This window comes from Streptomyces sp. NPDC092952 (assembly GCF_044754785.1).
Taxonomy (GTDB): Bacteria; Actinomycetota; Actinomycetes; order Streptomycetales; family Streptomycetaceae; genus Streptomyces.
In genome coordinates, this window is record NZ_JBIVPT010000002.1 from 224,752 (window position 1) to 243,942 (window position 19,191).

The 19,191-nt window shown below is 71.0% G+C and carries 19 protein-coding genes; 6 read left to right on the forward strand and 13 right to left on the reverse strand.

Annotation, left to right across the window (positions count from 1 at the left end; genetic code table 11):
- Positions 1-11: 11 nt before the first annotated feature.
- On the reverse strand, positions 12-1,394 hold the full coding sequence (locus ACIQGQ_RS05025) for a glycine--tRNA ligase (RefSeq protein ID WP_366291175.1): 1,383 nt from the start codon (positions 1,392-1,394) through the stop codon (positions 12-14).
- 154 nt (positions 1,395-1,548) lie between these two features.
- Here ACIQGQ_RS05025 and ACIQGQ_RS05030 point away from each other — a divergent pair, with 154 nt between their 5' ends.
- Genes ACIQGQ_RS05030 through ACIQGQ_RS05045 form a run of 4 tightly spaced genes read left to right on the forward strand, consistent with a single transcriptional unit; the run spans position 1,549 to position 4,731 of the window.
- Positions 1,549-2,502, forward strand: a complete 954-nt coding sequence (locus tag ACIQGQ_RS05030; RefSeq protein WP_402390796.1) for a metal ABC transporter substrate-binding protein — start codon at positions 1,549-1,551, stop codon at positions 2,500-2,502.
- A gap of 38 nt (positions 2,503-2,540) precedes the next feature.
- Complete coding sequence (locus tag ACIQGQ_RS05035) at positions 2,541-3,323, forward strand: metal ABC transporter ATP-binding protein (RefSeq protein ID WP_402391963.1); 783 nt, start codon at positions 2,541-2,543, stop codon at positions 3,321-3,323.
- A 2-nt stretch (positions 3,324-3,325) separates the two neighbouring features.
- On the forward strand, positions 3,326-4,225 hold the full coding sequence (locus tag ACIQGQ_RS05040) for a metal ABC transporter permease (RefSeq protein WP_402390799.1): 900 nt from the start codon (positions 3,326-3,328) through the stop codon (positions 4,223-4,225).
- Positions 4,226-4,284: 59 nt separating this feature from the next.
- The gene (locus tag ACIQGQ_RS05045) at positions 4,285-4,731 is read left to right on the forward strand and encodes a Fur family transcriptional regulator (RefSeq protein WP_402390801.1); all 447 of its coding nucleotides are present in this window, start codon (positions 4,285-4,287) and stop codon (positions 4,729-4,731) included.
- 40 nt (positions 4,732-4,771) lie between these two features.
- Here the strand turns inward: ACIQGQ_RS05045 and ACIQGQ_RS05050 are convergent, their stop codons facing one another.
- From ACIQGQ_RS05050 to leuA, 4 genes are all read right to left on the reverse strand, one after another.
- The gene (locus tag ACIQGQ_RS05050) at positions 4,772-5,590 is read right to left on the reverse strand and encodes an isoprenyl transferase (protein ID WP_402390804.1); all 819 of its coding nucleotides are present in this window, start codon (positions 5,588-5,590) and stop codon (positions 4,772-4,774) included.
- Between the two features lie 36 nt (positions 5,591-5,626).
- Positions 5,627-6,373, reverse strand: coding sequence for a DNA repair protein RecO (recO, locus tag ACIQGQ_RS05055; RefSeq protein ID WP_402390807.1), 747 nt, complete (start codon positions 6,371-6,373; stop codon positions 5,627-5,629).
- A gap of 46 nt (positions 6,374-6,419) precedes the next feature.
- On the reverse strand, positions 6,420-7,118 hold the full coding sequence (locus ACIQGQ_RS05060) for a TerB family tellurite resistance protein (RefSeq protein WP_366291156.1): 699 nt from the start codon (positions 7,116-7,118) through the stop codon (positions 6,420-6,422).
- Positions 7,119-7,299: 181 nt separating this feature from the next.
- Positions 7,300-9,051: a 2-isopropylmalate synthase gene (gene leuA / locus ACIQGQ_RS05065; RefSeq protein WP_402390810.1), complete on the reverse strand. Its 1,752-nt coding sequence runs from the start codon at positions 9,049-9,051 to the stop codon at positions 7,300-7,302.
- Positions 9,052-9,346: 295 nt separating this feature from the next.
- On the opposite strand from leuA, the gene ACIQGQ_RS05070 reads away from it, so the two are divergent.
- Positions 9,347-10,423 (forward strand): M4 family metallopeptidase, encoded by a 1,077-nt coding sequence (locus ACIQGQ_RS05070; RefSeq protein WP_402390813.1) that lies wholly within the window; start codon positions 9,347-9,349, stop codon positions 10,421-10,423.
- A 35-nt stretch (positions 10,424-10,458) separates the two neighbouring features.
- The gene (locus ACIQGQ_RS05075; RefSeq protein WP_366291148.1) at positions 10,459-10,725 is read left to right on the forward strand and encodes a protealysin inhibitor emfourin; all 267 of its coding nucleotides are present in this window, start codon (positions 10,459-10,461) and stop codon (positions 10,723-10,725) included.
- A gap of 29 nt (positions 10,726-10,754) precedes the next feature.
- On the opposite strand, the gene era is transcribed toward ACIQGQ_RS05075, so the two are convergent.
- The 8 genes from era to ACIQGQ_RS05115 form a co-directional block, all read right to left on the reverse strand.
- On the reverse strand, positions 10,755-11,729 hold the full coding sequence (gene era / locus ACIQGQ_RS05080; protein WP_352275215.1) for a GTPase Era: 975 nt from the start codon (positions 11,727-11,729) through the stop codon (positions 10,755-10,757).
- A 72-nt stretch (positions 11,730-11,801) separates the two neighbouring features.
- The gene (locus ACIQGQ_RS05085; protein WP_402390816.1) at positions 11,802-12,782 is read right to left on the reverse strand and encodes a WxL protein peptidoglycan domain-containing protein; all 981 of its coding nucleotides are present in this window, start codon (positions 12,780-12,782) and stop codon (positions 11,802-11,804) included.
- Positions 12,783-12,874: 92 nt separating this feature from the next.
- Positions 12,875-14,257 (reverse strand): beta-xylosidase, encoded by a 1,383-nt coding sequence (locus ACIQGQ_RS05090; RefSeq protein ID WP_402390818.1) that lies wholly within the window; start codon positions 14,255-14,257, stop codon positions 12,875-12,877.
- A gap of 165 nt (positions 14,258-14,422) precedes the next feature.
- Positions 14,423-14,776: a cytidine deaminase gene (locus tag ACIQGQ_RS05095; protein ID WP_402390821.1), complete on the reverse strand. Its 354-nt coding sequence runs from the start codon at positions 14,774-14,776 to the stop codon at positions 14,423-14,425.
- A 68-nt stretch (positions 14,777-14,844) separates the two neighbouring features.
- A complete protein-coding gene (locus ACIQGQ_RS05100) occupies positions 14,845-15,198 on the reverse strand; it encodes an MmcQ/YjbR family DNA-binding protein (RefSeq protein WP_402390824.1) in 354 nt (117 codons plus the stop codon).
- Positions 15,195-16,487: a hemolysin family protein gene (locus ACIQGQ_RS05105; protein ID WP_402390827.1), complete on the reverse strand. Its 1,293-nt coding sequence runs from the start codon at positions 16,485-16,487 to the stop codon at positions 15,195-15,197. The genes ACIQGQ_RS05100 and ACIQGQ_RS05105 overlap by 4 nt, the downstream gene beginning before the upstream one ends.
- Positions 16,484-16,981, reverse strand: a complete 498-nt coding sequence (gene ybeY, locus ACIQGQ_RS05110; protein WP_402390829.1) for an rRNA maturation RNase YbeY — start codon at positions 16,979-16,981, stop codon at positions 16,484-16,486. The genes ACIQGQ_RS05105 and ybeY overlap by 4 nt, the downstream gene beginning before the upstream one ends.
- A gap of 9 nt (positions 16,982-16,990) precedes the next feature.
- A complete protein-coding gene (locus tag ACIQGQ_RS05115; protein ID WP_402390832.1) occupies positions 16,991-19,099 on the reverse strand; it encodes a PhoH family protein in 2,109 nt (702 codons plus the stop codon).
- Positions 19,100-19,191 lie beyond the last annotated feature (92 nt).

A 19,191-nucleotide genomic window follows, 5' to 3' on the forward strand; every position in this document is an offset into this window, starting at 1 on the left:
GCGTACGGGTTTCAGCAGCCGAGCAGGCGGGCGCCGAGGTAGGCCTGGATCTGGTCCAGGGAGACGCGCTCCTGCTTCATCGTGTCGCGCTCGCGGACGGTCACCGCGTTGTCGTCGAGGGTGTCGAAGTCGACGGTGACGCAGAACGGGGTGCCGATCTCGTCCTGGCGGCGGTAGCGGCGGCCGATGGCGCCCGCGTCGTCGAACTCGATGTTCCAGTTCTTCCGGAGGTCGGCCGCGAGGCCCTTGGCCTTCGGCGAGAGCTGCGGGTTGCGGGAGAGCGGGAGGACGGCGACCTTGACCGGCGCGAGGCGCGGGTCGAGCCGCATCACGGTGCGCTTCTCCATGACGCCCTTGGCGTTGGGCGCCTCGTCCTCGACGTAGGCGTCGAGGAGGAAGGCGAGCATCGCCCGGCCGACACCGGCCGCGGGCTCGATGACGTACGGGGTCCAGCGCTCGCCGGCCTCCTGGTCGAAGTACGACAGGTCCGTGCCCGAGGCGGTGGAGTGGGCCTTGAGGTCGTAGTCCGTGCGGTTGGCGACGCCCTCCAGCTCACCCCACTCGCTGCCGCCGAAGCGGAAGCGGTACTCGATGTCGGCGGTGCGCTTGGAGTAGTGGGAGAGCTTCTCCTTGGGGTGCTCGTACCAGCGCATGTTCTCCTCGCGCATGCCGAGGTCGGTGTACCAGTTCCAGCGCTGGTCCATCCAGTACTGCTGCCACTCCTCGTCCTCGCCCGGCTTGACGAAGAACTCCATCTCCATCTGCTCGAACTCGCGGGTCCGGAAGATGAAGTTGCCCGGGGTGATCTCGTTGCGGAAGGACTTGCCCATCTGGGCGATGCCGAACGGCGGCTTCTTGCGCGAGGTCTGCTGCACCTGGCCGAAGTTGGTGAAGATGCCCTGGGCGGTCTCGGGGCGCAGGTACGCGACGGAGCCGGAGTCCTGGGTCGGGCCGAGGTGGGTGGAGAGCAGCCCGGAGAACTGCTTGGGCTCGGTGAACGTGCCCTTGTTGCCGCAGTTGGGGCAGTTGAGGTCGGCCAGGCCGTTCGCGGGGCCGTGGCCGTGCTTCTCCTCGTACGCCTCCACCAGGTGGTCCGCGCGGAAGCGCTTGTGGCAGGAGGTGCACTCGGTGAGGGGGTCGGTGAACGTGGCGACGTGACCGGAGGCGACCCAGACTTCGGAGGCGAGGATGACCGACGAGTCGATACCGACCACGTCCTCGCGGGAGGTGACCATGTAGCGCCACCACTGGCGCTTCAGGTTCTCCTTCATCTCGACACCCAGCGGCCCGTAGTCCCAGGCGGCTCGCTGACCACCGTAGATCTCACTACAGGGATAGACGAAGCCTCGGCGCTTGCTCAGGCTGACGATGGAGTCGATCTTGTCGGCGGCCACGGTGCTCTCTTCTACGACGGCGTGCTGCTCCTGCGGGCTTCAGATTACCGGCGGGCACGCCCTGTCGAACAAATTGGGACCGGCCCCGCCGGTCGCGCGGTCATCTCATCATCCTTGTTGACAATCGTTTCCAGCTTTGTTGAAAATGACTGTCATGAACATAAGCCGCCTCGTCCCCGTCTCCGCCGCCGCCACGGCGGCCGCCCTCGGTCTCGCCGCGCTCACCGGCTGCTCCACCGCCGACGGCGCGGACGCCAAGAAGGGCGACGGGCTGGACGTGGTGGCCTCCTTCTATCCGATGCAGTTCCTCGCCGAACGGATCGGCGGCGAGCACGTCTCCGTCACCACGCTCACCAAGCCCGGCCAGGAACCGCACGACCTGGAGCTCAGCCCGCGGCAGATCGGCGGCCTCACCGACGCCGGCCTCGTCCTCTACCTCAAGGGCATCCAGCCGGCCGTCGACGACGCCATCGGGCTCTCCGGCGCCAAGCACGTCCTCGACGCCTCCACGCTCACCACGCTGGAGGACCACGGCACCGAGGTGGGCGCGGACGACCACGGCCACGAGCACCACGGCGACGGGGCCGGGGCCGACCCCCACGTCTGGCTGGACCCGGTCAAGTACGCCGAGGTCGCCAAGGGCGTCGGCAAGAGCCTGGAGAAGGCCGACCCGGCCCACGCCGCGGACTACCGGAAGAACACCACCGCCCTGGTCACCGACCTCGACGAGCTGAACACCGCCTTCGAGGACGGCCTGCGGTCCACCGCGACCCGGACGTTCATCACCACCCACTCCGCCTTCGGCTACCTCGCCGAGCGCTACGGCCTCACCCAGGAGGGCATCGCCGGCGTCGACCCGGAGGCCGACCCCAGCCCCGCCCGGATCAACGAGATCCACGCCATAGCCAAGAAGGACAAGGCCACCACCGTGTTCTTCGAGACGCTCGCCAGCGACCGGACCGCCAGGACGCTCGCCAAGGACACCGGCCTGCGCACCGACGTCCTGGACCCGCTCGAAGGCATCACCAAGCAGTCCAAGGGCACCGACTACCTGGAGGTCATGCGGTCCAACCTCGCCGCCCTCCAGAAGGCGCTCGGCACGAAGTGACGTCCACCACCCCCACCCCCGCAGCACCGGAGGCCCCCATGCCCGCGACCGGGAGCACCACCCCCGAACCCGTCATAGCCCTGCGCGGCGCCTCCGCCACGCTGGGCGCCCGCCGGGTGCTGCGGGGCATCGACTTCACCGTGCACCGGGGCGAGGTCGCCGCCCTCCTCGGCGCCAACGGCTCCGGCAAGTCCACCGCGGTGCGCTCCGTCATCGGCCAGGTCCCGCTCACCGGCGGCTCCGTCGAACTGTTCGGCACCCCGCTGCGCCGCTTCCGGCAGTGGGCGCGGATCGGCTACGTGCCCCAGCGCACCACGGCGTCCGGCGGCGTCCCCGCCACGATCCGCGAGGTCGTCACCTCCGGACGGCTGTCCCGCACCCGGCTCGGGCTGCTGCGCCGGGCCGACCGGGCCGCCGTCGACCGGGCCATCGGGCTGGTCGGCCTCGCCGACCGGGCCGGGGACCCGGTGGAGGCGCTCTCCGGCGGGCAGCACCAGCGGGTGCTGATCGCCCGCGCGCTGGCCGCCGAACCGGAGCTGCTGATCATGGACGAACCGATGGCCGGCGTCGACCTGGCCAGCCAGGAGATCCTCGCCGCCACCCTGCGCGAGCAGGTCGCGGCCGGCACCACGGTCCTGCTCGTCCTGCACGAACTCGGCCCGCTGGAGCCGCTGATCGACCGCGCGATCGTGCTGCGCGACGGCTGCGTACTGCACGACGGGCCGCCCCCGGAGGCGCGGGGCCAGCACGCCCTGCCCGGCCACGACCACGTACACCCCCACGCGGCCTACGAGCCCGCCCGGACGGGACTGCTGAGCTGACCATGGAATTCCTGAACCCCCCCTTCATGCAGCGGGCCCTGCTCGCCGCCGTTCTCGTCGGCGTCATCGCCCCCGCCGTCGGCGTCTACCTCGTCCAGCGCCGCCAGGCCCTGATGGGCGACGGCATCGGCCACATCGCCATGACCGGTGTCGGCCTCGGCTTCCTCCTCTCCACCAGCCCGGTCTGGATGGCCACGGCGGTCGCGGTGGCCGGCGCGGTCGTCATGGAGCTGATCCGCTGGTACGGCCGCACCCGCGGCGACATCGCGCTGGCCATGCTCTTCTACGGCGGCATGGCAGGCGGGGTGCTGCTGATCAACCTCTCCGACACCGGTTCCAGCGCCAACCTCACCTCGTACCTCTTCGGCTCGCTGTCCACCGTCTCCACCGGCGACATCACCTCGATCTGCCTGCTGGCCGCCTTCGTGCTGCTGGTGACCCTGGGGCTGCGCCGCCAGCTCTTCGCGGTCAGCCAGGACGAGGAGTTCGCCCGGGTCACCGGTCTGCCGGTGCGCGCGCTGAACCTGCTGGTCGCGGTCACCGCGGCGGTGACCGTGACCGTCGCGATGCGGGTCGTCGGACTGCTGCTGGTCAGCGCGCTGATGGTGGTGCCGGTCGCCGCCGCGCAGCAGATCGCCCGCTCCTTCCGGGTGACGTTCGTCCTCGCCGTCGTCATCGGTACGGCGGTGACCCTGGCGGGCACCGTCACCTCCTACTACCAGGACGTCCCGCCCGGGGCGACGATCGTGCTGCTGGCCATCGCCGTCTTCGTCGGACTGACGGCGGTGGCCGCCCCGCTGGCCCGGCGCCGTGCCCGGCGGGACGAGGCGGACACCGGCGGATGCACCCTGGAAGTACCGGCCACCCGGGCCGCCGGGGACGATCTCGTGGTTCGGCCCTGAGACCGGGCCGGGCTGGCACAATGGCCCGACACAGGTACGGGCGACACGAGGAGGCTGCTGTGGCGACGGCGCCGATCAGTGGAACGAACGCGGCCCCGGTACGCGGCCGGTCGACCCGACAGCGGGCGGCGGTGGCCGCGGCGCTCGACGAGGTGGACGAGTTCCGCAGCGCCCAGGAGCTGCACGACGTGCTCAAGCACCGCGGCGACTCGGTCGGCCTGACCACCGTCTACCGCACCCTCCAGTCCCTCGCCGACGCGGGCGAGGTGGACGTGCTGCGCACCACGGAGGGCGAGTCCGTGTACCGCCGCTGCTCGACCGGGGACCACCATCACCACCTGGTCTGCCGGCTGTGCGGCAAGGCCGTGGAGGTCGAGGGCCCTGCGGTCGAGCAGTGGGCGGAGACCATCGCCGCCCAGCACGGCTACGTCAACGTGGCGCACACCGTGGAGATCTTCGGCACCTGCGCCGAGTGCGCTGGCAAGCAGGACGCCCAGAAGGCATGAGCGACGAGGTCCGGGGGCACCGCCCCCGGACCTCCCGCCGTCACTGCGCGGACTGCTGCGTCTCCACCGCACCGCCGAAGCGCCGGTCCCGCTGGGCGAACTCCAGGCAGGCCCGCCACAGGTCGCGGCGGTCGAAGTCCGGCCAGAGCACGTCCTGGAAGACCATCTCGGCGTAGGCGCTCTGCCAGATCAGGTAGTTCGAGGTGCGCTGCTCCCCGCTGGGGCGGACGAACAGGTCCACGTCCGGCATGTCCGGGTAGTAGATGTACTTCTGGAAGGTCTTCTCGTTGACCTTCGACGGGTCGAGCCTCCCGGCCGCCACGTCCTGGGCGATCCGCTGCGCGGCATCGGCGATCTCGGCCCGGCCGCCGTAGTTGACGCAGAAGTACAGCGTCATCCTGTCGTTGTCCTTGGTCTGCTCCTGGGCGACCTGGAGCTCCTGGACCACGGACTTCCACAGCTTGGGCATCCGGCCCACCCAGCGGATGCGGATGCCCAGCGCGTCCATCTCGTCGCGGCGGCGGCGGATCACGTCCCGGTTGAAGTTCATCAGGAACTTCACCTCTTCCGGGGACCGCTTCCAGTTCTCCGTGGAGAACGCGTACAGCGAGAGGTTCTTGACGCCCATCTCGATGCAGCCCTTGAGCACGTCCATGACGACGCCCTCGCCGACCTTGTGGCCCTCCGTGCGCGGCAGACCGCGCTCCTTGGCCCAGCGGCCGTTGCCGTCCATCACGACGGCGACGTGCTTGGGCACCAGCTCGCCGGGGATTCTCGGGGGCGTGGCACCGGACGGGTGCGGTTCCGGGGTCTTGTAGTCGCGCTTGTTACGGCCGCCGAGCATCCCGCGTACTGCCATGAAACTGTCCCGCTCCCTGTGCCTGATCCGCCTGTGTCACTTCTCTACATACCGCAGTGAGCGCAGCCCGCGCTCCAGATGCCAGTGCAGATACGCGGACACCAGCCCGCTCGCCTCCCTGGCATGACGCGTCTCGCACGCGTCCGCCGTCCCCCAGTCGCCGCTGAGCAGCGCGCTGAGCAGCGTGACGGCCTCAGCCGAGGGTACGACGCTGCCGGGCACCCGGCAGTCGCCGCACACCACTCCGCCCGCCGCGACGGAGAAGAACCGATTCGGCCCCGGCAGTCCGCACCGGGCGCAGTCCTCGAAGCTGGGGGCGTAGCCGTTGACGGCGAGCGAGCGCAGCAGGAACGCGTCGAGGATGAGATGCGGTTCGTGCTCGCCGCGGGCCAGGGTGCGCAGCCCGCCGACGAGCAGCAGGTACTGCTGGACCGCGGGCTCGCCCTCGTGGTCGGTGAACCGCTCGGCGGTCTCCAGCATCGCGGTGCCGGCGGTGTAGCGGGCGTAGTCGGTGACGATGCCGCCGCCGTACGGGGCGATCGTCTCGCTCTGGGTGCAGAGCGGCAGCCCGCGGCCGACCAGCTCGCTGCCCCGGGCGAAGAACTGCACGTCGACGTGGGAGAAGGGTTCCAGCCGGGCGCCGAACTTGGACTTGGTGCGCCGCACCCCGCGGGCGACGGCGCGCACCCGGCCGTGGCCTCGGGTCAGGATCGTGATGATCCGGTCGGCCTCGCCCAGCTTCTGCGTGCGCAGCACCACGCCGTCGTCCCGGAACAAGCTCATGCGTCCATTGTCCGGTACGGGGACGGGGTGCGGGGCCGCCGGGCGGTCAGGAAGGGGTGCGGGCGGCCTCGGCGAGGAGCCGGGCGGTGTCCTCGGCGCGGAGCTGGAGGGCGCCGCCGATGGTGGTCAGCACCTCGCGCTCGGCCGGTCCGTACGGGCCGTCGGCGAGCGCGATCCGGGCGCCCTGGAGCAGGACCGCCTCGCGCCCGGCGGGGGCCAGGTGCGGGGCGAGGGGCTCCAGCGCCTCGTGGAGTTCGATGGCGAGGGCCGCGCCGCACGCCTCGGCGGCCGGTCCCGTGCCGTCCCCGACGTCGGCGGCGAGGACCTCGGCGACGGTACGGAGCTGCTCCTCGGTGCAGTCGTCGAACCCGGCGCCGCGCACGGTGGCGGTCGCGGCCTCCAGGACGGGGCGGGAGGCGGTGCCGCCGGCCACCAGGACGCCGAGCGCCACGGTGTGGACGGCGTCCCGGAGCATGGTGGAGAGCCGGGTGGTGGTGGGGTGGTCGAGCGCGTCGATGCCGAAGTGCTCCCGGCAGGCGGCGCATTCGACGACGGGGCCCACGGTGCCGCGGCCCACCATCGGCACGCCGAGCACCGCGAAGCGCCGACGGCCGGTGAGACGGCGGTAGTTCCGGTCGCCGCCGCAGCCGGGGCAGAAGAACTCCCCGTCGCCGACCGGGTCCCAGGTGGTGCGGATGCCGCAGATGCGCAGCTTCCTGGCGCGTCGTCCCAGCGCTGACCGCACGTCGCACACCTCCGTAACACTCCGGCAACATTGCCGTGTGCACGTGATGTTAACCACAGTCATGAGGCGGCGTCAGCACCTCGCCCGCCACAACCGCCGCGGAGATGGCCGAACCCCGCCCTCCTGGTACGGGAGGACGGGGTCCGGGCGGTGCTCCCGCGCGCCCCGTGGGGCGCCGGGGTCAGCGGCTGGCGCGGTTGACGGCGGAGACGACGGCCTTGAGCGAGGCCCGGGTGGTGTTGGCGTCGATGCCGATGCCCCACAGGACCTTTCCGTCGATGGCGCACTCGATGTACGAGGCGGCCTGGGAGCTGGCGCCCTCGCTCATGGTGTGCTCGGTGTAGTCCAGCAGCCGGGCGTCGATGCCGATGGCCTGCAGCGCTTCGAAGAACGCGGAGATCGGGCCGTTGCCGGTGCCGCTCAGCACCGTGTCGGTGCCGTCCACGGTCGCCTCGACGGTGATCGTGTCGCGGCCGTCGGTGCCGGTGGTGGTCTGGCCGGTGCGCAGCTGCACGCGGCCCCAGGCGTCGTCCGGGTTGGGCAGGTACTCGTCGTGGAACGTGGACCAGATCTGCGTCGGCGTGACCTCGCCGCCCTCGGCGTCGGTCTTGGCCTGAATGATCCGGGAGAACTCGATCTGCATCCGGCGCGGCAGGTCCAGCTTGTGGTCGTTCTTCAGGACGTAGGCGATCCCGCCCTTGCCGGACTGCGAGTTGACCCGGATGACGGCCTCGTAGCTGCGGCCGACGTCCTTCGGGTCGATCGGCAGGTACGGCACCGCCCACTCGATGTCGTCGACCGTCCGCCCCTGGGCGGCCGCGTCGGCCTCCATGGCGTCGAAGCCCTTCTTGATGGCGTCCTGGTGGGAGCCGGAGAAGGCGGTGTAGACCAGGTCGCCCGCGTAGGGGTGGCGCGGGTGGACCTCCATCTGGTTGCAGTACTCGCTGGTGCGGCGGACCTCGTCGATCTGCGAGAAGTCGATCTGCGGGTCGACGCCCTGGGAGAACAGGTTCATGCCCAGGGTGACCAGGTCGACGTTGCCGGTGCGCTCGCCCTGGCCGAACAGGCAGCCCTCGATCCGGTCGGCCCCGGCCATCAGGGCCAGCTCGGCGGCGGCCACGGCGGTGCCGCGGTCGTTGTGCGGGTGGACGGAGAGGCAGACGTGCTCGCGGCGGGTCAGGTTGCGCGACATCCACTCGAACCGGTCCGCGTGCGTGGACGGCGTCGAGCGCTCCACGGTGGCGGGCAGGTTGAGGATGATCTCGCGGCCCTCCTCGGGCTGCCAGACGTCGCAGACGGCCTCGCAGACCTCCAGGGCGAAGTCCAGCTCGGTGTCGGTGAAGATCTCCGGGCTGTACTGGTAGCCGAAGATCGTCTCCGGGCCCAGCAGCTTCTCCGCGTACTCCATGACCAGCCGGGTGCCGTCCACGGCGATCTGCTTGATGTCGTCCTTGGAGCCGCGGAAGACGACCCGGCGGAAGGTCGGCGCGGTGGCGTTGTACAGGTGGACGGTGGCGCGGCGGGCGCCGACCAGGGACTCCACGGTCCGCTCGATCAGGTCCTCGCGGGCCTGGGTCAGGACGGAGATCGTCACGTCCTCGGGGATCGCGCCCTCTTCGATGATGGAGCGGACGAACGCGAAGTCGGTCTCGCCGGAGGACGGGAAGCCGACCTCGATCTCCTTGTAGCCCATGCGTACCAGCAGGTCGAACATCTCGCGCTTGCGGGCCGGCGACATCGGGTCGATCAGGGCCTGGTTGCCGTCGCGCAGGTCGGTGGAGAGCCAGCGGGGGGCCTTGGTGATCCGCTGGTCGGGCCAGGTGCGGTCGGGGATGTCGACCGCGTCGTAACCGCGGTACTTGTGGATCGGCATCCCGGACGGCTTCTGCAGCCGCGTCGCGTTGGTGATCGGCGTCGGGCGGGTGGCGGTCATGGCGTACGGCTCCTCGGGGTCCAGCGGTGGGACGGCCGACTGTGTCGCTGCAGCACCAGACTCCGCGGGGAGGGGGTCGGCCTACGACTTACAGGCCCTCGCCGCGGCAGCTAAGGAGAAGCAGCCCGAAACGCATGATGCGACGAGCGTAGCCGAGAGGTACCTGATGCGTCCGTCCCGTATCAGTATGCGGGACCGGGCACCGGAAACGCCCAACGGTGACCGATCACTCCATTTCGTCAATCCTCGTCGCAATGGGTGACATCGTGGTGACGGCGGTGCCACAGTCGGTCGTATGCAGCCTCAGTCACCCGACGGGTTCCACCCCGTCTTCTGCACGATCGTGCCGCCCCACGTTCTCGACAAGCTCTCGCAGTCCGAGAACCCCGACCTCGCCGGGCCCTCCCGCCGCACCCTGGAGGGCGACGCGGCCCGCCGCACCCGGCGCCAGATGACCACGCTGGTCGCCGTGGCGCCCCGCCCCACGGACGGTGCGGAGGAGTCCGACAAGCCGAACCGGACGATCTACGACTGCCGGCAGGGCACCGATCTCCCGGGCACCGAGGTCCGCGCCGAGGGCGCCGACCCGACCCAGGACGCCAGCGTCAACCGCGCGTACGCCGGGCTCGGCTCCACCTTCGAGCTGCTCCTCAAGGCCTACGGCCGCCGTTCGATCGACGGCAACGGGCTGCCGCTGATCGGCTCGGTCCACTACGACAGGAAGTACAACAACGCCTTCTTCGACGGCGAGCAGATGGTCTTCGGCGACGGGGACGGGGTGGTCTTCCTCGACTTCACCGTCGCGATCGACGTGATCGGCCACGAGCTGACCCACGGCCTGACCCAGTACACCGCCAACCTGAGCTACTACGGCCAGTCCGGCGCGCTCAACGAGTCGGTGTCCGACGTCTTCGGCTCCCTGGTCAAGCAGTACACCCTGGGCCAGACCGCCGACCAGGCCGACTGGCTGATCGGCGCCGGCCTGCTGGCCCCCGACGTCCAGGGCGTCGCGCTGCGCTCGATGAAGGCCCCGGGCACGGCGTACGACGACGACGTGCTCGGCAAGGACCCGCAGCCCGCCTCGATGGACGACTACGTCCGCACCAGCCAGGACAACGGCGGGGTGCACATCAACTCCGGCATTCCCAACCGCGCGTTCTACCTGCTGGCGACGGCGCTCGGCGGCCATGCGTGGGAACGGGCCGGTCAGCTCTGGTTCGATGTGCTCACAGGTGGTCAACTGGCTACGGACGCCGAGTTCTCGGACTTCGCCCGGCTGACGGTCGAGGCCGCCCGCAGCCGCTTCGGTGAGGGCGACGAGGTCGAGGCCGTCCTGAAGGCGTGGTCGGAAGTGGGTGTTCCGACCACGTAGAACCCAGTCAGCCCGCCCGGCCCGGAGGTCGTCGCATGCGTATTCAGGTCAGCAGGACCGGTGGTTTCACCGGCATCGCACGCGATCGCGAGATCGACACCGCCGGGCGGGACGACGGGGCGGAGTGGGAGGCGCTGGCCGCGTCCGCGCTCGCCGAGGGCCACGAGGCGCCTCCGCAGGGGGTGCCGGACGGCTTCCGCTACCGGATCACGGTCGGCGGCCGCACGGTGCACTGCGCGGACCCGAAGCTGACCGACGCCCAGCGGGCCCTGATCTCACGCGTCCTGAAGGAGGGCGCGTGAGACCGGCCGGCGGCGGATGAGGAGCGGGCTCAGAAGCCGAGCTTGCGCAGCTGCTTGGGGTCGCGCTGCCAGTCCTTGGCGACCTTCACGTGCAGGTCCAGGAAGACCGGCGTGCCGAGCAGCGCCTCGATGTGCTTGCGGGACTTCGTGCCGACGTCCTTCAGCCGCTTGCCCTTGGGGCCGATGATGATGCCCTTCTGGCTGGGGCGCTCGATGTAGACGTTGGCGTGGATGTCGAGCAGCGGCTTGTCGGCCGGGCGGTCCTCGCGCGGCAGCATCTCCTCGACGACGACCGCGATGGAGTGCGGCAGCTCGTCCCGTACGCCTTCGAGCGCGGCCTCGCGGATCAGCTCCGCGACCATGACCATCTCGGGCTCGTCGGTGAGGTCGCCCTCCGGGTAGAGCGGCGGGCTCTCGGGGAGCAGCGGCACGATCAGGTCGGCCAGCAGCCCGACCTGCTTGTCCTCGACGGCGGAGACCGGGACGATCTCCGCCCACTCGAAGCCGAGCTCCTCGGCGAGCCGGGAGACGGCGATCAGCTGCTCGGCGAGCTGCTTGGAGTCGACCAGGTCGGTCTTGGTGATGATGGCGAGCTTGGGCGTCTTCCTGATCGCCGCGAGCTCCTTGACGATGTACTTGTCGCCGGGGCCGAGCTTCTGGTCGGCGGGCAGGCAGAAGCCGATGACGTCGACCTCGGCCCAGGTGGTGCGCACGACGTCGTTCAGCCGCTCGCCGAGCAGGGTGCGCGGCTTGTGGAGGCCGGGCGTGTCGACCAGGATCAGCTGGGCGTCCTCGCGGTGCACGATGCCGCGCACGGTGTGCCGGGTGGTCTGCGGCCGGTTGGAGGTGATCGCCACCTTCTGGCCGACCAGAGCGTTCGTGAGAGTGGACTTGCCCGCGTTGGGGCGGCCCACGAAGCAGGCGAAACCGGCCCGGTGGGGGGCTGTGCCCGGGGCCTGCCGCGCGGCGGCGTCTGTGTCAGGTCGAACGCTCATGGCGCCCATTGTCCCCGATCCCGGCGGCCCCGCCGTACGGCGGGGCCGGTGGGTGCCGGCGCCGGACCTGCCGGGTGGCCCTCAGGCCGTACGGTTCCGGGCGCGGCGGGCCCGTACCCACAGCGTGGTCCCTGCGGCGACGGCCATCAGCAGGACCCCCGCCACCAGCCAGGGCAGCGCGAAGTACGAGGCGGTGGCGGACTCCCTGGTGCGGTCGGCGCTCGCGGTGAGCCGGACCTCGCCCCATTCCAGCTGCGGGGCGCCGGCCCACTTCTCGGTCAGCCGGACCTGCTGGCGGGGCAGCAGCTCGGAGGGGACGCGTTTGAGGTCGCGGGCGAGCAGGGTGCGGCCGAAGAGCCCCTCGGCACGGAGCGCGACCTTGGGGCTGAGGGTGACGTTGCCCCGGTTGCGGAGCGTGTACGAGATGACCGCCCGGCTGCTTCCGGTGCCGGGGACCAGTGGCTGGGTGTGCTCGATGCGGATGTCGTCCACCGAGAGCGCGGGCACGGTCGGCCCGTTCACCCGCAGGTAGATCCGGGCGCCGACGGCCCGCCGGATGCCGACGGCGACGGATCCGTCGCCGGCCGGGTCGACCTGCTCGTCGAGGGCGACCAGCGCGCCGGGGTGGTCGCCCGGTTCGGCGTCCTCGGGGACGGTGACGGTGATCGGGACGTCCACCGAACCGCGCGGGGGCACGGTGACCCGTTGGCGGCCGGTCCGGGCCCAGGCGCCGACCGAGCGCTGCCGCTCGTCCTCGCCGCGTACGGCGAAGCCGCCGTCGCGGGCGGTGTTGTAGGCGTCGGCGGCGTAGAGGCGGTAGGTCCGCGGCCGGTCGCCCTTGTTGGTGACGGTGACCTTGTCGTGGAGCGTGGCCCCGGGGTCGGCCGACAGGTAGAAGTACGGGCGCTGGCCGAGGCGGGTGGTGGCCGGGTAGACCGACCAGCTGCCGTTGTCCGCGGCGTGGGCGGCGGGCGCCTGGGCCGACAGGAGGAGGCCGGCCAGGAGGAGGCCGGCCAGGCGGGAGCCGGTCGGCAGGAGCGGGCGGATGCGGATGCGGCGCACGGTACGGGACCCCCGGGTGGTGGGCGGGACGGAACGTGCCGGTGGTCCGGGCGGGTGCGCGCCCGGACCACCGGCTGCGGGAGGACGCTCGGTCACGTGAGGGTGAGGGTGAGCACTCCGGAGTACGCGCCGGGGGCGGTGTACGCCGGTACGGTCAGCGCGAGCCGGGCGTCGACGGTGAACTCCCCGCCGGTCACCGTGCCGTTCGGGGCGGACGCCAGGGTGGCGCCCCCGCTGCCGACCGGTCCGGCGGAGCCCGCCAGGCAAGTGCTCGGGCTGCCGGCCTTCGTCGTGCAGGCCGGGGTCCAGCCGAGCGCCGACGCACCGATCGTCGCGCCGCCGGGGCCCTGGAAGTCGGTGACCTTCCCGGTCAGGGACCAGCCCGCGGGGCCGCCGCGGTAGTCCTCGACCGTGACCGTCCGCAGGGAGCCCCGGGAGGCGCCGCCGCGGCCGAGGTCGACCGCCGACATCTCGACGGTGTCCCCGTCCTGGACCATGGAGAGGGTGCCCGCCCGGACGGAGGTCTTCAGCTGCTGGCTGCCGTCCGGAACCCCACCGCCGCCGGTCGTGACGGTGTACGCCTGGGGGCCCGCCCCCTTGGCCGGGTCCCAGGAGCCGCCCTCGTACGCGACGATCCCGGTGGTCGCCGGGTCGGTGACGGTGAGCCGTCCGTCGAAGCCGCCGGAGCCGTCCGCGGTGACGGTGGCCGTGTCGGCGGTCTGCCGGTCGCCGGCCCGGCCGGCCAGGGTGACGGAGACGCCCGGGGTGAACTTCGACCCGGTGACGGAGACCGCCCCGCCCGCCGGGCCGGAGGCGGCCCCGAGCCGGATGGCGCGCTCGTTGACCTGGCCGCCCTCGTCCGTCGCGATGATCGTCTCGGAGACGGGGGCGGGCGGATCGGTCACCGTGCAGGGGGTGTCCAGCTCCATGATGTAGCTGGTGTGGATGTTGTAGTCACCGGGCGAGAGCGTGATCTGCCCGGGGGCGGTGACCGTGAAGGTGCCGGTCATCGAGAACGACGGGAAGACGCCCTTGCCGGGCACCGGGTCGTTCTTCTTCGGGCCGGTGACCGTGACGCTCGCGCTCTGCGCGCCGCCGACGGTGACCTTGCCGGTCGGCGTCATGATGTCGGCGGGCAGGGCCAGGTCGACCGGGTTGCTCGCGGCGGCCTCGATCACGGTGTAGGTGACGGTGACCGTCTCGCCGACCTTCGGGGCGGCGTTGTCGACCGTGATCTCGGCCTTGGTCGTCCCGTCGATCGGCGGGATGCCCGCGATGGCCGGCGGGATGCAGTGGGTGGGGAAGTCCACCGGGACCGAGGCGGTCGCCAGGGCCTGCGCGGGGCCCGCGAGCCCTCCTCCCCCGGCGACGACGAGCGCGCCGACGCCCAGCGCGGCGGCCCAGCGGCGGGCGCGGGCGGGATGCCTGCGGGCGCCGGATCTTCGCGTACTGACTCTGCGGACGGTCGAACGCATGGAGCCCCCTCCTGCGGATGCGGCGCAGCGGCTCTTCCGCGCCCGCGCCGACGGGGGGCCATTGACGGCTCCGCCCCCGAAGAAGTCAATGGGGACGGAGCACGTTCACTGATGGACCATCAGATACTGTCAAGATCCGTACACGCGTACGGATATGCGGCCGGGTCAGCCCGCCGTGACGCTGACCCGCAGGATGCCGTCCGGCCCGGCGAGCAGGACCGGGGTATCTGGACCGCCCAGGTCGCGCACGGCGGCCCGGTCCTCCTCGGACGGGGCCTGCGCCTCCGAGACGACCGCGGCCGCCTCCAGCGAGGTGGCCCCGCTGGCGACGGCCATCGCCACGGCGGTCTGGAGCGCGCTCAGCTTCAGCGACTCCAGCCGTACCGTGCCCGCGACGTAGGTGCGCCCGGTCTCGTCCCGTACGGCCGCGCCCTCCGGCACACCGTTGCGGGCACGGGCGCTGCGGGCCAGCGTGACGATCTTGCGGTCCTCGGGGCCGAGGTCGGTGCTCTCAGTCATGTGCCGAGCATACGAACCGGCACCGCGTCCGTGCGCGAGACCCCGCGCACGGGCCGCCGGGACCTGGCCTACGGGCGGTCGAGCCGGAGCCGGTCCGCCCGGGGCAGCCCGGCCACCACCAGGTCGTAGGAGTCCTCGACCAGTTCGCGCAGGACCCGGTCGGGGACGCCGGAGACCGTCACCGTGTTCCAGTGGCGCTTGTTCATGTGCCAGCCGGGCACCACGGCCTCGTACTTCTCCCGCAGCCGCACCGCCTCGTCCGGGTCGCACTTCAGGTTCACCGTCAGCGGTCGGGCGTCCAGCGCGCTGAGCGCGAACATCTTGCCGAGCACTTTGAAGACGGAGGTCTCGGGCCCGAACGGGAACTCCTCGACGCTCGCGTTGAACCCCAGGCAGAACGCCCGCAGCTTCTCCGGGGTCACGCGGCCTCCTCCGGCTCGGACGCCACCGGCTCCACCAGCACCGTGACGATCTTGTTCCGGCGGCCGGCCGGGGACTCCGCGGTAAGCCGCAGCCGGCGCCCGTCCGGCAGGTCGACCACGGCCGAGGCACCGGCGATCGGCACCCGCCCCAGCGCCTTGGCCAGCAGCCCGCCGACGGTCTCCACGTCCTCGTCGTCGTACTCGTCGAAGCCGAACAGCTCCCCGAGGTCGCCGATGTCCAGGCGGGCGGTCACCCGGAAGCGGTCGTCCCCGAGCTCCTGGACGGGCGGGAGCTCGCGGTCGTACTCGTCGGTGATCTCGCCGACGATCTCCTCCAGGATGTCCTCGATGGTGACGATGCCCGCCGTGCCGCCGTACTCGTCGATCACGACGGCGACGTGGCTGCGCTCCTGCTGCATCTCGCGCAGCAGGTCGCCCGCGTTCTTCGTGTCGGGCACGAAGGCGGCGGGGCGCATCGCGGTGGAGACCGGGTCGGCCTCGGACTCGCGGTTGATGTGGGTCTTGCGGACCAGGTCCTTGAGGTAGACGACGCCCACGATGTCGTCCTCGTTCTCCCCGGTGACGGGGATGCGGGAGAAACCGGAGCGCAGGGCCAGCGTCAGCGCCTGCCGGATCGTCTTGTAGCGCTCGATGCAGACCAGGTCCGTACGGGGCACCATGACCTCGCGCACCAGCGTGTCACCGAGCTCGAAGACGGAGTGCACCATGCGGCGCTCCTCGTCCTCGATCAGCGACTCCGCCTCGGCGAGGTCGACCATCGCGCGCAGCTCGGCCTCACTGGCGAACGGTCCCTTGCGGAAGCCCTTGCCGGGGGTGAGCGCGTTGCCGATGAGGATCAGCAGCTGCGGGATCGGGCCCATGACCCGGGCCAGCGGCAGCAGGACGTACGCCGCGGCCGTGGCGGTGTTCAGCGGGTGCTGGCGGCCGATGGTGCGCGGCGAGACGCCGATGGCGACGTAGGAGACGAGCACCATCAGCGCCATGGCGACGGCCAGCGCCTGCCAGGTCTCCGGGAACTCCTTCAGGCAGGCGTACGTGACGAGCACCGCGGCCGACATCTCGCAGGCGACCCGGACCAGCAGGGCCACGTTGAGGTAGCGGGTCGGGTCGGCCGCGACCTGCTCCAGCCTGGCGCTGCCGCGCCGGCCGGAGCGGACCGCCTCGGCGGCCCGGAAGCTGGAGACCCGGGCGATGCCCGCCTCCGCGCAGGCCGCCAGCCAGCCGACGACGACCAGCAGCACGGCGCCCAGGACGAGGGGAACGCTCACGAGACGGTGGGGGCGGGCGACGGGCCTTCCATGCCCCGCTCTCCGCGCCAGCCGTCGACGATCGCGGCCTGGAGCCCGAACATCTCGGCCTTCTCGTCCGGCTCCTCGTGGTCGTACCCGAGGAGGTGCAGCACCCCGTGGACGGTGAGGAGCTGGAGCTCCTCGTCCATGGAGTGCCGGGTCTCCGCCTCGTCGCCCTGCTTCTTGGCGACCTCCGGGCAGAGCACGATGTCACCGAGGAGCCCCTGCGGGGGCTCCTCGTCGTCCTTCGACGGCGGACGCAGCTCGTCCATCGGGAAGGACATGACATCGGTCGGACCGGGAAGGTCCATCCACTGGATGTGGAGCTGCTCCATGGCGTCGGCGTCGATCACGATCACCGAGAGCTCGGACAGCGGGTGGATCCGCATCCTCGCGAGTGCGTAGCGGGCGATGTCGAGGATCGCCTGCTCGTCGACCTCGGTTCCGGACTCGTTGTTGACATCGATCGACATGGTGCGCTGCTACTGCTTCCCGTTGTGGCTGTCTCGGCTGTCGTACTTCTCGTACGCGTCGACGATACGGCCGACGAGCTTGTGCCGGACGACATCCTGGGAGGTGAGCCTGGAGAAGTGGACGTCCTCCACCCCGTCGAGGATCTCCTGGACCTGGCGCAGACCGCTCTTCGTGCCGTTCGGCAGGTCGACCTGGGTGATGTCACCGGTGATGACGATCTTCGAGTCGAAGCCGAGCCGGGTCAGGAACATCTTCATCTGCTCGGCGCTGGTGTTCTGCGCCTCGTCGAGGATGATGAAGGCGTCGTTAAGGGTGTTGTGCGTCAGCAGGTAGTCCTGGGTGACGTACAGCGAGTCCTCCGCCGCCACCTGGATGCACACGGCCTCTTCACGACCGGCCGGCTCGATGCTGTCGATGAAACGCATCGGACGGCCGCCGCCTGCCGCGCGGTACTTCTCCGCCTTGCGGGCGAGGCGGAAAGGCTCGATGCCCTCGGGGAGGCGGATGTCGACGATGTGCGCGTCGTAGCGGTGATGGACCTCGCGGCCCTTCGCCAGACCCGGTGCGCGTCCTTCGGCAGCCCTGCGCCGGGTGTAGGCGACACCGCCGAGCGACTGCACAAGGGCGATCACGTCGTCCCGCAGCATGATCGATGCCGTCGAGTACTGGACGCGGCACGTACGGCCCGCCTGGGTGACCGGGCCTCCGTCCGCGTCGAGCAGTCCTTGGAGAACGGCAAGTCGGATGTCGGCGGAGTTGTAGAGGTACGCGTCCGGTACGAACTTGGAGTGCGAGCGTGTGCCCACCAGGTCGAGTTCACGCAGGGAACGGGTGACCGGATTCTCCAGCGTGACCACGTCACCCGGCGCCTTCACCCTGTTCAGCACGTAGTCGGCCCCGCCCTTGTGCCGTACGGAAACGCCCGGGAGAGAGCCTTCCAGCGCCTCGGCGAGCTCGGGATCCTCGGTGGCGAAAGAGGGGGTGGTCGACCCGGTCAGGCAGCCGTCGCCGAGCAATAGCCCCAGCGCATACGCGTCCATCGGGACTTCCCGCTCGGGAAAGCTGACCGGCGCCGTGAGCATCGGCAGCTCGTAGCGACGGGCGTGCGCCGCGCGGAGATCACCGATCATCTCCTTGGTCTCCAAGACCCGCCACGGCTTGTCGCGGCGCTTGTCCGAGGCCGTACGGACCGTCCACAGGTGCTCACCGCAACACAAGGTCCACGAGCCGTCCTGGGCGGTGACGCGGTAGATGTCCTTCTCGCCCTGCGGATAGACACCGAGGACGGGCGTCGGCTCACCGTTCGACCCGATGACGAGGTCGCCGACGCGCAGATCACCGATCGGGCGCCAGCCGTCCGGTGTGAGGACGTTAGTAAAGACCGGCTGCGCCCGGCCCCGCATGTAGGCCAGGGGCGCCACCTCGATCGTGCCCGCCGCCATGAGGCGCGGGATCGAGTCGGGGTCGAGCATGTCGTGCAGCGCGTCGTAGAGGGGGCGCAGGTACGGGTCGATCTTCTCGTAGAGCGTTCCGGGCAGGAAGCCGAGCCGCTCGCCGGCCTCGACGGCGGGGCGGGTCAGGATGATCCGGTTGACCTGCTTGGACTGGAGGGCCTGGACGGCCTTGGCCATGGCGAGGTAGGTCTTGCCGGTGCCCGCAGGGCCGATGCCGAAGACGATCGTGTGCTTGTCGATCGCGTCGACGTACCGCTTCTGGTTGAGCGTCTTGGGGCGGATGGTGCGGCCGCGGCTGGAGAGGATGTTCTGCGTGAGCACCTCGGCGGGGGTCTCCTCGCCGTCCTTCTCCCCGCGCTCCGCCGCCCTGAGCATGGCGATCGAGCGTTCCACTGCGTCCTCCGTCATCGGCTGACCGGTGCGGAGCACCAGCATCATCTCGTCGAACAGGCGCTGGATCAGGGCGACTTCCGCCGCATCCCCGACGGCGCTGATCTCGTTTCCCCGGACGTGGATGTCGGCCGCCGGGAAGGCCTTCTCGATCACGCGCAGCAAGGCGTCGCCCGAGCCCAGGACCGTCACCATCGGATGGCTGGCGGGGACGGTGAAGTGGGCTCGCGCCTGCCTCGGCGCAGGGGTCTGGGCTGTGGGTGTCTGAGTCATGGGCCGGCTCTGTGGCCTGCGCATACCTCCCGTTGCAAGGTTCTCGCCGATCGACAACCTCTCGGATTACCAAGCGTACGGCCCCGCACCCG